This window comes from Salinicoccus carnicancri Crm, from assembly GCF_000330705.1.
Lineage (GTDB): Bacteria > Bacillota > Bacilli > Staphylococcales > Salinicoccaceae > Salinicoccus > Salinicoccus carnicancri.
The window spans coordinates 446496-459903 of sequence record NZ_ANAM01000006.1; the positions used below are offsets into that span (position 1 = coordinate 446496).

The following is a 13408-nucleotide window of genomic DNA, read 5'->3' on the forward strand; positions in this document are numbered from 1 at the left end:
GGCGATCAAATGGCGAAAAGAGACTATTATGATGTACTTGGAGTGGATAAGAATGCCTCTAAGGATGAAATTAAGAAGGCATACCGCAGACTCTCCAAAAAATATCACCCGGATATAAATAAAGAAGAAGGCTCGGACGAGAAATTTAAGGAAGCCTCCGAAGCCTACGAAACATTGAGCGACGATGACAAGCGTGCACAATATGACCGTTTCGGACATGAGGGAATGAACCAGCAGTTCGGCGGCGGTGGCGGTGGATTCTCCGGTGCCGGCGGCTTTGGCGGTTTTGAAGATATATTCAGTTCTTTCTTCGGCGGTGGCGGCCGCATGGATCCGAATGCTCCGAGAAAAGGTGACGACCTTCAGTATACGATGACGGTCAGCTTTGATGAAGCCGTCTTCGGAGTGACGAAGACCATCACCATAAAAAAGGAAGTCACCTGTGAAACATGTGACGGCAGCGGTGCCAAACCGGGGACTTCGAAATCGACATGTAAGATGTGTTCCGGTGCCGGTCGCGTAGCAGTTGAACAGAATACTCCTTTTGGCAGAATACAGACAGAGCGCACATGTCCGACATGTAACGGTACAGGCGAAGAAATCGAAGATCCATGCAACAACTGTAAAGGCGCAGGCACTGTGACAAAGGATGTCCAAATCGAAGTGACAGTCCCGGAAGGTGTCGACAACGGCCAGCAGATCCGTCTGCAGGGCAAAGGCGAACCTGGTGTAAACGGCGGACCGTCGGGAGATCTCTATATCGTATTCCGTGTGAGACCGGATAAAAGGTTCACACGTGACGGTGACGACATCCACTTTGAACAGCCGATATCATTTGCACAGGCGGCTCTTGGGGACGAAGTGAAAGTCCCGACAATCAATTCCGAAGTCGTGCTCACGATTCCTGCCGGTACGCAGTCAGGCAAACGTTTCCGTCTGAAGGAAAAAGGTGTCAAGAATGTCCATGGCTACGGATACGGCGATCAGTTTGTTACCATCAGTGTCGTAACACCTACCAAGCTTTCGGATAAGGAAGCAGACTTGTTCAGGCAGCTGGCAGAACACAGCGGGGAAGAGATTAATGAACAGAATGAGAATTTCTTCGATAAAACAAGACGATTTTTTAAGGGTGACTAATTATGAAATGGCATGAAGTTTCAATTAGCACGAAAAAGGCAAACGAGGATGCTTTCTCTTTATTCCTGAACGAAATAGCCAAAGGGATTTCTGTAGAGCATTCTCTGGACCTGCTCAAGGAAGGTGTAGAGGATTTCGACGACAAATACCGACTGGATCCCGACACGCTGCCAAAGGCGGATATCCGCATACTCGTCTACTTCGACGAAACAGAGGATATTGACGCCAGGCTCGCAGAAATCCACAGTTTCATGGCGAGTGCCGGTCTGGAGTGCAAAGAGGATATCCATATAGAGAGTACCATCATCGATGAAGAGGACTGGGAAAACGAGTGGAAGAAATACTTCCACAGCTTCAGGGTTTCGGATAACTTCGTCATCGTACCCTCATGGGAAATCGACGATTATGAATTCAGGGAAGCAGACAGGCTGATAAAGCTGGATCCTGGCATGGCCTTCGGTACGGGCGACCACCCGACGACAGGCATGTGCCTGAAATTCATCGAGCATGCTGTCAGACCGGAACACAAGATCATTGATGTCGGGACCGGATCCGGCATACTGACGATCGGCGCGCACCTCATGGGTGCGAGAGACCTGAAGGCGACCGACATAGACGAGCTGTCACTGAAGGTCGCCAGGGAAAACTTTGAGCTTAATGAATGTGCCGGGGATGTGACTGTTGAAACCGGCGATCTTCTGACGTCTGAAGATGACCAGTATGACATTATCATTGCGAATATCCTTGCCCATATCATCGACCAGATGATAGATGATGCATTTGAGACTCTGAAATTCGGAGGGGTTTTCATCGCATCCGGCATTATTACGAAACGCCGTGATGATATCATCCAGCATATGGAGGCAGCAGGCTTCAAAATCGCTGAAATCCTCGAGGAAAATGGTTGGGTGAGCATCATGGCCAGGAAGGCATGATTATATGCAGAGGTATTTTACGGACGAAGAACTGACTGCCGGCGCGGTGTACATGTCTGGCACCGACACGCATCATATGAAGAATGTGATGCGTTTCAAGCCGGGCCAGGAATTCCATATGGTCGATATTAACCGGACCGCCTTTCTCTGTGAAGTGACAGAGACGGATGATCATGTATATTACAGAGTGGTTTCCGCGGTCGAAGAGTCACCGGAACTGCCGGTCAGGACGAGTATATTCTGTCCGCTTCTGAAAGGTGAGAAGTTCGAATGGATGATACAGAAGTCAACGGAGCTCGGTGCATTCGACTTCCACATTTTCGAAGCGGACAGGGGCATAGTGAAACTTGACGGAAAAAAACGTGCAAAGCGCCTTGAACGCTATGGAAAGGTGATCAGGGAAGCCGGTGAACAGAGCCGGCGGAACATGCTTCCCCATATAAATTTCGGGAAAGCGCTGAAAAACACGGATTTCGGTGCATTCGATGCAGTGATCTTTGCGTACGAAGGCAATGTCGGAAATCCGGCCGCCGGCCTGGAGCGGGTGCTTGGAACAATCCGGCCTGGGGACAGTATCGCCCTGGTCTTCGGACCGGAAGGCGGATTCAGTGACAATGAAGCCGGATTGATGGAGAGATTCCATTCTGTCCGGCTGGGAGCACGGATACTCCGGGCTGAAACGGCCCCTCTGTATGCACTCTCAGCAATAAGTCATCATTTTGAACAGCCCGCCTCTCATTGAAGAATGAGGCGGGCTGTGCTATTATGTCAAGAAGATGAAATCATCAAATATACAAGGAAAGATCTGATTATATGAACGGAAAAACGATCGCATTTCACACTTTAGGGTGTAAAGTGAATCATTATGAAACAGAAGCAATGTGGCAGGTTTTCAAGGATGATGGATACAGCCGTGTTGATTTCGATCAGAATGCGGATGTTTTCGTGATCAACACCTGTACAGTCACCAACACCGGGGACAAGAAGAGCAGGCAGGTCATAAGGCGCGCAATCAGGAAAAATCCGGATGCCGTTGTCTGTGTCACAGGGTGCTATGCACAGACCGCGCCCAAAGATATCATGGACATACCGGGCGTCGACATCATCATAGGGACAGAGGACCGTGACAAACTCCTCGGCTATGTCGACCAGTACCACAAGGAACGCCAGCCGATCAATGGTGTAAAAAATATCATGAAGAAACGTACATATGAGGAGATGGATGTCCCTTATTTCACTGACCGTACGCGTGCGACCCTTAAAATACAGGAGGGCTGCAACAACTTCTGCACATTCTGCATCATCCCGTGGGCACGCGGCCTCATGCGCTCACGCGATCCCGAGAAAGTCGTCGAACAGGCCGCGCAGCTGGTGGATCAAGGGTACAAGGAGATTGTACTGACCGGTATCCACACCGGAGGATACGGCGAAGACCTGAAAGACTACAATCTGGCACAGCTGCTCCGTGACCTGGAAGAAGTCGACGGGTTGAACCGCCTCAGAATTTCAAGTATCGAAGCAAGCCAGCTTACCGATGAAGTCATTGATGTCATCAATGGCTCTAACAAAATCGTCCGTCACCTGCACATCCCGATCCAGTCCGGCAGTGATACTGTATTAAAACGCATGCGCAGGAAATATACGATGGAATTTTTCGAATCCCGCATCATCAAGCTCAAGGAAATCATGCCCAACGTGGCAATCACGAGTGATGTAATCGTGGGATTCCCGGGTGAGACCGAAGAGGAATTCATGGAGACATATGACTTCATCAGCAAGCACCATTTCTCGGAATTGCATGTTTTCCCTTACTCCATCCGGACAGGCACACCGGCAGCAAGGATGACCGACCAGGTGGATGAGAGTGTGAAAAGTGAACGTGTACACCGGCTGATTGAACTGTCGGATTCGCTGGCACAGAAATATGCTGAAATGTTCAAGGATGATGTGTTGGAAATCATTCCCGAGGAGGAAAAGGACGGAAGGCTTGTCGGCCATTCCGACAACTACCTCAAAGTGGAGGTTGAAGGTGATGCATCGCTTACAGGAGAGCTCGTCAAAGTCAAAATAACAGAACCTGGATACCCTGTGAGCAAAGGCGAAGTCGTCAAAGTGCTTGAAAAACCGATGGTGAAGGCCTATGCCTATCTTGAACGGACAATCTGATGAATACGGAGTCATTTTGTTGTATACTTGTATGAGAAAGCCCGGGGCGGGCTTCAGTTACGGAATCGGAGGAAAACAGACATGGAACTATCCAAATATATCGATCACACTTTACTAAAACCTGAAACGACACAGGATCAGATTTTCGAACTCTGCCAGGAGGCGATGGAGCATAATTTCATGAGTGTCTGCATCAGTCCTGCATGGGTGGCGACTGCTAAGGAAATATTGAAGGAGAGCGATGTCAAAGTATGCACCGTCATCGGTTTCCCGAGCGGAGCAGTTACGTCTGAAGTCAAGGCATTTGAGACGATGAACGCAGTGCAGAACGGTGCTGACGAAGTTGACATGGTAATCAATATCGGTGCGCTTAAATCCGGGAATGAGGATTATGTGTTCAATGACATCAAAGCTGTATGCGATGCTGCGGGTCAGGAGACGATCGTTAAAGTGATCATAGAAACGGCATTGCTCGACAGTGACGAAATCGTCAAAGCAAGTGAACTCAGCAAGAAGGTCGGCGCTGACTTCGTCAAGACATCAACCGGCTTCAACGGTGGAGGTGCCACAGTTGAGGACGTGACACTCATGAGGCTCACCGTAGGTGAGGAGATGGGTGTCAAAGCAAGCGGCGGCGTCCGTTCGTATGAAGATGCAAAAGCGATGATTGAAAGTGGTGCAACACGTATCGGAGCATCCAGCGGAATCGCCATAGTACAGGGCGGAACAAGTGACAGCGACTATTAATTTCCGGTTGACCGGTTTTTATCATTGTATTATAATATGTGAGTACATAGTATAATACTGTGTAAACTAGATAGGCTTTTGTTTATTCGGAGGGAGGGAAAATCATGTCTAAAACAGTTGTTAAAAAGAATGAACCAATTGAAGACGCGTTGCGCCGTTTCAAGCGCACAGTTTCAAAAAGCGGTACAATCCAGGAGGCTCGTAAAAGAGAATTTTACGAAAAGCCAAGTGTGAAACGCAAGAAGAAATCTGAAGCTGCCCGTAAACGCAAATTCAAGTAATCCGTCTCCCCCGGATAAATATCTATACAGAAGACAGCATAAATTTATATGCTGTCTTTTTTTTGTAATAATTTAAATAATTGTTTTATTAATGTATAATGAAGGTAATGGAGGGGATTCTAATGGTGGTTATTACAATAGTCCCGAGTGCATTTCTGCTGTCGAGTGTCCTGGCCGATTTCAGGGATGTAGTGACAATGCCATGGGTTGCCTTTATTTTACTAGCAGTTTTCTTCCTGGGTGTCATCTACCAGCTGTTTTCGGATAATGTGAATTTCACCGGGGTGATGGCCGTCCTGTCCATCATCGCCTTCTACTCCGGCCACCTGCTGATAAGTGATTACAGCGGACTCTCCCTTGCACTGTTCATCATCGGTACCATTTTCATCGTCGTGGAGTTTTTTGTCATCGGTGCCATCCTGGGCATTATCGGTGGCATCATGCTGCTCGTCAGTATTTTCCTGGTGAGTAACAATGTGGCCTTATTCAGCCTGTTCATGTTGGCTATCGTCATATTAGCAATCATAGAGTGGGTGATATTAGTGAAATTTAAAAAGAGTAAAATTCCGTTCCTCAACAAGTTCATACTGACTGATGCAACGGATGCCGAATCAGGGTATACTTCTTTTGACGACCGTTCATATCTTATTGGTGAACAGGCTGATGCGGAAACCGCTCTGAGACCGGCCGGCATCATCCGTCACGGGGATGAGCGCATTGATGCTGTTGCTGAAGGAGCGTTCATCGAGAGTGGCAGAAAAGTGAAAATCATTCATGTCGAAGGAACACGCGTAGTTGTACGTCCGGTGGAAGATTAATATCAATTGGAAGGAGTACAAAGCATGAACTTGTTCTTTATTACAGGATCGGGCCTGATGATCATATTCCTGGTCATCATTGCCTTTATCGTCATTTCATTCTTCCTGTCATTTGTTCCGATCGGCTTGTGGATTTCTGCAATTGCAGCAGGGGTCAATGTCGGTATCTTCTCCCTCGTCGGGATGAGACTCCGTCGTGTCAAACCGAAGCGGGTCATCGAACCGATGATCAAGGCGCACAAAGCAGGAATCAAAGTTGCTACGAACCAGCTTGAGTCACATTTCCTCGCGGGGGGGAATGTAGACAGGGTGGTCGATGCACTGATCGCAGCACAGCGTGCCAATATCAATCTTACATTTGAAAGGTGTGCGGCCATAGACCTTGCTGGCCGTGACGTACTGGAAGCCGTACAGATGAGTGTAAACCCGAAAGTCATCGAGACACCATTCATCAACGGTGTGGCTATGGACGGTATCGAAGTCAAGGCGAAATCACGCATCACCGTACGTGCAAATATCGACAGGCTCGTCGGTGGTGCGGGCGAAGATACAATTGTAGCCCGAGTGGGTGAAGGTATTGTTTCGACAATCGGTTCTTCGGAAAAGCATACAGCGGTTCTTGAGAATCCAGACAGCATCTCACAGACTGTCCTCTCAAAAGGCCTGGATTCAGGTACAGCATTTGAAATCCTTTCCATCGACATCGCAGATGTCGATATCGGCAAAAACATCGGTGCAGACCTTCAGACTGAACAGGCAGTTGCTGATAAGAACATTGCGCAGGCGAAAGCAGAAGAACGTCGTGCAATGGCCGTAGCACAGGAACAGGAAATGCAAGCCCGCGTACAGGAAATGAGGGCCAAAGTTGTAGAAGCTGAATCCAAAGTACCACTCGCATTTGCACAGGCGCTTGAAAGTGGAAATATCGGAGTTTCAGACTATTACAATCTGAAAAATGTCGAGGCGGACACCAGCATGAGGGATTCCATCAACAAAATGACAAATCCGACACGTTACAATGATGAAGACGAATAGGTCGTGATATCATGGAAATACTACCTCTCCTCATCTTTTTAGGCGGAATAATATACTCTGCCATTGCCAGTCAGAAAAACAAAGACAAGAAGGAGCAGAGGAATATAGACCCGGGCAAGCTGAACAATCCAAACAAGCGATCCAACCGTCCGTCGGCATCCGGCAGGCAGGAGAGTTCAAAGGGGTTCTTCGAACAGGTAAAAGGTGAACTGGAACGCTCATTCGGTACTTTTGATGAAAACACCGATTCACAGCAGAGGCAGTCTCAGTCGGAGAACATGGGATCCCATCCGGAAAACCAGTCTCCGGCGGGTTCTCAGAAGTCTAAACAGGAGCGTACGAGGTCAGACCGTCCGTTCGGCAGATCCCTCGAGAAAAAAGCCAGAGAATCCAGGACTGGCAGCAAAGCGATGGACTACTATGAGGATAAATTGCCTGCAGACCGGTCAAAGCCCAAAGAACGTGCACAGAAAGCCAAAGACTATGCATATGCGGAAGGAGTCGACCGTTCCGAAGCCGCAAAGCGTGTGAAAGACAGCGGCCGCGAGTCTGCAGAACGTTCCCGTTACTCTCTGGATGAAGATGATCTGTTCGGTGTATCAGCCGGTAAACCGGATCGTGAAAAAGGACAGAGCGAACCGGCACTGAGCAGAGGTGATCTGTCATTTGACAGAAAAGCTGTTCTCAACGGAATCATCTTTTCAGAAATACTCGGGAAACCCAAATCAAAAAGATAACGTCAGCAAAAGCTGGCGTTTTTTTTTGCTATTTATGATTGAAAATGATTATTTATGATTGACTTTGATTGTTAAGAATGCTATTTTGTAGATGGTGATGAAATGATAACGAATCAGAGATATGAAAAAATCATGGATTATCTGAATGAAAGAGGGACAGGGTCGGTCAATGATCTTGTTGATATAACAAACAGCAGTACGGCCACTGTGCGCAGGGATCTGACGTATCTTGAATCCAGAGGCATGTTGAAGCGGGTCCATGGGGGAGCCACAGTGGAACAGATGGAACGGGAAGAGGATTATACTGAGAAGTCGGTTAAAAACCTGTCCGAAAAGATCAAAATCGCTCAGATTGCTTCGGAAATGATCGAGGATGGAGATACTGTATTCATTGATGCGGGAACGACCACCTATGAAATGATGCCGTTCATAAAAGCATCGGACGTTACAGTTGTGACAAACAGCATCACACTGATCGACCAGCTGGTCAGAAACGGGCACAAAACCCACGTTTTGGGAGGCAGGGTGAAGCCGGCAACTAAAGCGGTGGTTGGTCATGATGTTATCGAAAAACTCAAAACCCTGTCCTTCGATAAGTGTTTCGTAGGAGTGAACGCAATTGATATCCATCACGGCTTCACCACACCGGATGAAGATGAAGCCCATATCAAAAGAACGGCTGTAGAACAGGCCCGGAGGGCTTTTGTGCTTGCGGACAGCTCTAAATTTGAAAGAAGTGCATTCGTCAAATTCGCATCACTGGCGGAGGCATCAATCATCACTGAGAATCCTGACCACCCGTATCTTATAAGGGCAGGATCAGGCGCAGAAATCACAGGAGGCAAAAGCAATGATCTATACAGTGACGTTTAACCCCTCGCTTGACTATGTAGTGAGACTGGACGAAGTTGATATCGGAGCTCTGAACAGGACCGGCGATACGGAAAAGTATGCCGGTGGAAAAGGCATCAATGTATCAAGGGTATTGAAGCAGCTCGGAAGGGAATCGACAGCCCTTGGATTCTGCGGTGGTTTTACCGGAGGATTCATCAAAGATGCTTTGGAATCGCAGGGAATATCCCACCGGTTCATCGAAATCGAAGAGGACACAAGGATCAATATAAAACTCAAGACTGCATCTGAAACAGAAATTAATGCAGATGGTCCGAAAATCACGGACGAAAACATAGAATCGTTGAAAGATCAGCTGGCCGGACTCACCGGCGATGATCATGTCATATTTGCAGGAAGTGTACCGAAAGGGCATGATCGTCTGTACGAGGAGCTCTCGCGTCTGCTGTTTGAAAAAGATGTATCATTCTCCATAGACACAGAAGGCGGGAAACTGACTTCGACTTTGCAATATAACCCCTACCTTATCAAACCGAATCTTTTCGAGCTTGAAGGGATTGCAGGCAGGAAGCTTGTCTGCGATACGGATATAGTAGAAGCAGCACAGGAACTGATTGAACGGGGAGCATCGAATGTTCTCGTCACTCTTGGCGGCAAAGGTGCAGTTTTTGTAAATCCCGATGTCCGGCTGCGGATTCCGTCCCCGGAGGGAGTACTGAGAAATTCAGTCGGCGCCGGAGATTCCACTGTGGCTGGTTTTATCGCAGTGTATAGAAGGGGCATAGAAGAACGTATACGTTATGCGATTGCCAGCGGCAGCGCCACGGCTTTCAGTGACGATCTTGCCTCGGGCCACGAAATCGAGGCACTCGTGCCTCATATAGAAATCAATTCAATCGAAGGGGTGGAATGATGAGAATAACTGAATTGCTGACTACTGATACAATCAACATGAATGTCAGTTCCGGGAACAAGGATTCTGTCATTGGGGAACTGGTACAGGGGCTCTATGATGCCCGCAGAATTACGGATAAAGACAAATTTGAAGCCGCAATCCACAGGAGGGAATCACAAAGTACAACAGGTGTCGGAGATGGCATTGCCATTCCCCATGCCCAGACAGGCGAAGTCGTCGCCCCCGCCATCATGTTTGGAAGAAGTGAAGCAGGTATTGATTACGACTCCATGGACGGACAGCCTGCATTTTTATTCTTCATGATAGCGGCACCGGAGGGTCAGGCTACTACTCATCTTGATGCATTGGCCAAGCTGTCTGCCATATTGATGAACGGGGAGGCAAGGGATCAGCTGATGGCTGCCAAGTCACCTGAAGATATCATCAATACGGTTGATCATTTTGATGACTCGGAGTCATCGGAGGAAGAAGCAGGGAGCTCAGGAGCATCCGACCGGCCCTTCCTCGTAGCCGTTACCGCCTGCCCGACAGGGATTGCCCATACCTACATGGCGGCAGACGCAATAAAGAAAAGAGCGGGCGAGCTCGGCATTGATATTAAAGTCGAAACAAACGGTTCGGCAGGGGTCAAGAACCCGCTGACGGCCGAAGATATAGAAAGGGCTTCTGGCATCATCGTTGCTGCCGACACAAATGTGGAAATGGCGCGATTTGACGGTAAGAATGTGGTAGAGGTCCCTGTCGCAGACGGCATCAAGCGCCCTGAAGAACTGATAAACGAGTCTATGGACAGCGCCAGGCCAAAATATTCTGCCGGATCGAAAAAAAAGGTTGATGCGGAATCGAACAGTGGTTCAAAAGGAAAACCATCCGTCTATAAGCACCTGATGAACGGTGTATCCAACATGCTGCCCTTCGTCGTGGCAGGTGGTATACTGATTGCAGTGAGCTTCATGTTCGGCATACATTCAGCAAATCCGGATCATGCGGACTACAATCCGGTGGCTGAAATGATCAACTTTATCGGTTCAAATGCCTTTGAACTGATGATACCTATATTGGCCGGTTTCATTGCCATGAGCATCGCAGACAGACCTGGCCTTGCTCCCGGCATGGTCGGAGGCCTGATGGCATCTGCGATGGGTTCAGGCTTCCTCGGCGGGCTTATTGCCGGATTCCTTGCGGGCTTCCTGATGGTTGGCATCAAGAAAGCACTTGAAAATCTTCCCCAGGTACTGGATGGACTGAAGCCGGTTCTTTTATATCCGCTTCTGGGCGTATTTCTGACCGGTGTCATCATGTACTATATCGTCGATCCGCCGGCGAGTGCACTGAATGACTGGATGAACACGACACTCAGCAACATGAGCGGTGGAAATATCGTTCTTCTCGGAGCGATTGTCGGTGGCATGATGGCGGTAGACATGGGTGGACCGGTCAACAAGGCGGCCTACGCATTCGGCATCGCTGCACTATCCGCCGGCAACCCGGAACCGATTACAGCAGCCATGATCGGTGGTATGGTGCCGCCACTGGCCATTGCTTTTGCAACGATGGTGTTCAGGAACCGATTCACGCAGGTTGAACGTTCATCGGGGCCGACAAACCTGATCATGGGCGCCTCCTTCATCACAGAAGGTGCAATACCGTTCGCTGCTGCCGACCCGATACGTGTCATCCCTTCAATGATCATCGGTTCTGCAACAGCCGGCGCACTGGCAATGGCCTTTGCAACATCGATCAACGCACCGCACGGCGGTCTGTTCGTCGCCCTTACAATCGGTGAAGGAAAGCTGATGTTCCTTGCAGCTTTGCTCATCGGGGCAATCCTGTCAGGTGTGATTCTCGGACTTCTTAAGAAACCTGTTGAACAGAACTGACTTTACAATTAAAAACTGGACCAACATGAAAACCGGACCGGCAAATGCCGGTCCGGTTTTTCGTCTGTTTACTGATCCAGTACATCTTTCAGGAACTGTCTGTCACCGAGCCCGATTATATCGATCCCGTAATATAAGAGTATGGAAATTGTGACAGTGGATACTGTGACGCTGAGAGTCACCCACCAGAATGTCGCCTTCCGGGAGCCGCCAAGGATGACTGCCATGAGCGCAGTGAAATGGCTGCCCACGAAGAACGGACCGATGAATGCCAGGCCGGGCAGACCGAATTTCCGGAAAATACTTTCCGCCCGCTCACTTTTCCTGCTCTTGTCTTTTCCTGCCTTTTCACGCTTGTGCAGATACCATTTTTTACTCCGGTCCATCATGGTGATGAGGATAAGGAGGGTCAGGAGGTTGCCGGCAATACCGATGATATTGGTCATGAAGAAATTCATGCCGCCGACGATGCCGATCGGAACGACAATGAATGCTTCGAGAAGCGGAACGGCGGAAAGGATGAATACGATGATATAGGCGATCAGCAATGAGATGTTCATAGTACCTCCAGTATTTCAAATATAATTAAATTATAAACGAATACCACGCATAAGAAAAATGATGTTGGCAGCAATGCAGTCTTATTTGAAAAATGATATACTTATTGAAAATTCTAAAATCAGGGTGATGGAATATGGACATATCAAGAGAAATCATTGACGATGCAATAGACTTCAGAAGAATACTGCACAGAAACCCGGAACTCAGCACCATGGAGCAGGGAACATCCAGGCGTATACGCGCCCAGCTGGAGAAGCTGGGTATTCCTTATAAAGACGGGTTTGCCGGTACAGGCATACTCGGAATCATAGAAGGGGAACACCCGGGCAGGACAGTGGGCCTCAGAGCGGATATTGATGCGTTGCCGATCGATGAAATGTCGGGAGAGGATTTCAGTTCGGAAAACCCCGGCGTCATGCATGCATGTGGGCATGACGCCCATACTTCGATGCTGATTGCGACTGCACGTGTACTCCAGGGACGCATTGACGAAATACATGGAACTGTATTGCTTATCTTCCAGCCTGCCGAAGAGCTGTCCCCTGTGGGAGGCTCCCAAAGGATGATGGATGATGGTGTATTTGAAGACTATACACCTGACGTCCTGATTGGACAGCATGTATGGCCGGGGCTCGAAGTGGGGAAATTTGGGGTGATGTCCGGTCCGATCATGGGCAACTCGGATAAATTTTTCCTGAAGATAAAGGGTTCCGGTGGACATGCATCCATGCCTCATGACACCGTGGATGCAATCATCGTTGCTAACCAGGTCGTTTCATCTCTCCAGACAATTGTAAGCAGGAATGCCGATCCCATGGAACCGGCAGTCGTGACTGTCGGCCGTTTTGAAGGTGGTACAAAACATAATGTCATTGCGGAGTCGGTCGAAATAGAGGGAACCATCCGTACGCAGTCAGACACGATGAAACAGCTTGCAAAAAAACGCTTCTTTGAAATTGTTGAAAAGGTGACCGGGGCGATGGATGCCGAAGTGGAGATACAATTTGATGACGGATACCCCGCCACAGTGAATACTGAAAAATGGGCAGACAGGCTCTATGAGACTGTGCGCACATTATACGGAGAGGACGCACTACCCAGAGTGAATCCAAGTCTCGCAGGTGAAGATTTCAGCAGATTCCTGCAAAAGTATCCCGGTGTCTACTATTGGCTGGGCAGTTCGGTCGGAGAAGGGCAGAAGCCGCTTCACAATCCTGCATTCAGATTCAATGAAGACGCCATCCATTACGGAGTGAGCGTAATGAGCCAGGCGGCCATTGATACTCTGAACACATTGAATGAGGCTGAATGAAAATAGAACCCGTCCCGCAGATACGGGACGG

The 13408-nt window shown here is 48.7% G+C and carries 14 protein-coding genes; 13 read left to right on the forward strand and 1 reads right to left on the reverse strand.

The window, feature by feature from the left end:
- Positions 1–9: 9 nt before the first annotated feature.
- The 12 genes from dnaJ (at position 10) to C792_RS0107295 (ending at position 11504) form a co-directional block, all read left to right on the forward strand.
- On the forward strand, positions 10–1137 hold the full coding sequence (dnaJ, locus tag C792_RS0107240) for a molecular chaperone DnaJ (protein ID WP_017548799.1): 1128 nt from the start codon (positions 10–12) through the stop codon (positions 1135–1137).
- A 2-nt stretch (positions 1138–1139) separates the two neighbouring features.
- Entirely contained in the window at positions 1140–2072 is a 933-nt protein-coding gene (gene prmA, locus C792_RS0107245) for a 50S ribosomal protein L11 methyltransferase (protein ID WP_017548800.1), read from the forward strand.
- A gap of 4 nt (positions 2073–2076) precedes the next feature.
- Entirely contained in the window at positions 2077–2814 is a 738-nt protein-coding gene (locus tag C792_RS0107250; RefSeq protein WP_017548801.1) for an RsmE family RNA methyltransferase, read from the forward strand.
- A 71-nt stretch (positions 2815–2885) separates the two neighbouring features.
- Positions 2886–4238, forward strand: coding sequence for a tRNA (N(6)-L-threonylcarbamoyladenosine(37)-C(2))-methylthiotransferase MtaB (gene mtaB / locus C792_RS0107255; protein ID WP_017548802.1), 1353 nt, complete (start codon positions 2886–2888; stop codon positions 4236–4238).
- An 81-nt stretch (positions 4239–4319) separates the two neighbouring features.
- Complete coding sequence (gene deoC / locus C792_RS0107260) at positions 4320–4985, forward strand: deoxyribose-phosphate aldolase (protein WP_017548803.1); 666 nt, start codon at positions 4320–4322, stop codon at positions 4983–4985.
- A 104-nt stretch (positions 4986–5089) separates the two neighbouring features.
- Positions 5090–5266 (forward strand): 30S ribosomal protein S21, encoded by a 177-nt coding sequence (rpsU, locus tag C792_RS0107265; RefSeq protein WP_017548804.1) that lies wholly within the window; start codon positions 5090–5092, stop codon positions 5264–5266.
- Positions 5267–5388: 122 nt separating this feature from the next.
- A complete protein-coding gene (locus tag C792_RS0107270) occupies positions 5389–6084 on the forward strand; it encodes an NfeD family protein (RefSeq protein WP_017548805.1) in 696 nt (231 codons plus the stop codon).
- A gap of 24 nt (positions 6085–6108) precedes the next feature.
- A complete protein-coding gene (gene floA / locus C792_RS0107275) occupies positions 6109–7119 on the forward strand; it encodes a flotillin-like protein FloA (RefSeq protein ID WP_017548806.1) in 1011 nt (336 codons plus the stop codon).
- 11 nt (positions 7120–7130) lie between these two features.
- On the forward strand, positions 7131–7856 hold the full coding sequence (locus tag C792_RS0107280) for a hypothetical protein (RefSeq protein WP_017548807.1): 726 nt from the start codon (positions 7131–7133) through the stop codon (positions 7854–7856).
- 102 nt (positions 7857–7958) lie between these two features.
- On the forward strand, positions 7959–8729 hold the full coding sequence (locus tag C792_RS0107285) for a DeoR/GlpR family DNA-binding transcription regulator (protein ID WP_017548808.1): 771 nt from the start codon (positions 7959–7961) through the stop codon (positions 8727–8729).
- Complete coding sequence (pfkB, locus tag C792_RS0107290) at positions 8707–9621, forward strand: 1-phosphofructokinase (RefSeq protein ID WP_017548809.1); 915 nt, start codon at positions 8707–8709, stop codon at positions 9619–9621. The genes C792_RS0107285 and pfkB overlap by 23 nt, the downstream gene beginning before the upstream one ends.
- Complete coding sequence (locus C792_RS0107295) at positions 9621–11504, forward strand: PTS fructose transporter subunit IIABC (RefSeq protein WP_017548810.1); 1884 nt, start codon at positions 9621–9623, stop codon at positions 11502–11504. The genes pfkB and C792_RS0107295 overlap by 1 nt, the downstream gene beginning before the upstream one ends.
- A 68-nt stretch (positions 11505–11572) precedes the next feature.
- Here C792_RS0107295 and C792_RS0107300 read toward each other — a convergent pair whose 3' ends face one another.
- The gene (locus C792_RS0107300; RefSeq protein WP_017548811.1) at positions 11573–12064 is read right to left on the reverse strand and encodes a small multi-drug export protein; all 492 of its coding nucleotides are present in this window, start codon (positions 12062–12064) and stop codon (positions 11573–11575) included.
- Between the two features lie 134 nt (positions 12065–12198).
- Here C792_RS0107300 and C792_RS0107305 point away from each other — a divergent pair, with 134 nt between their 5' ends.
- The gene (locus tag C792_RS0107305) at positions 12199–13377 is read left to right on the forward strand and encodes a M20 metallopeptidase family protein (RefSeq protein ID WP_017548812.1); all 1179 of its coding nucleotides are present in this window, start codon (positions 12199–12201) and stop codon (positions 13375–13377) included.
- Positions 13378–13408: the final 31 nt, after the last annotated feature.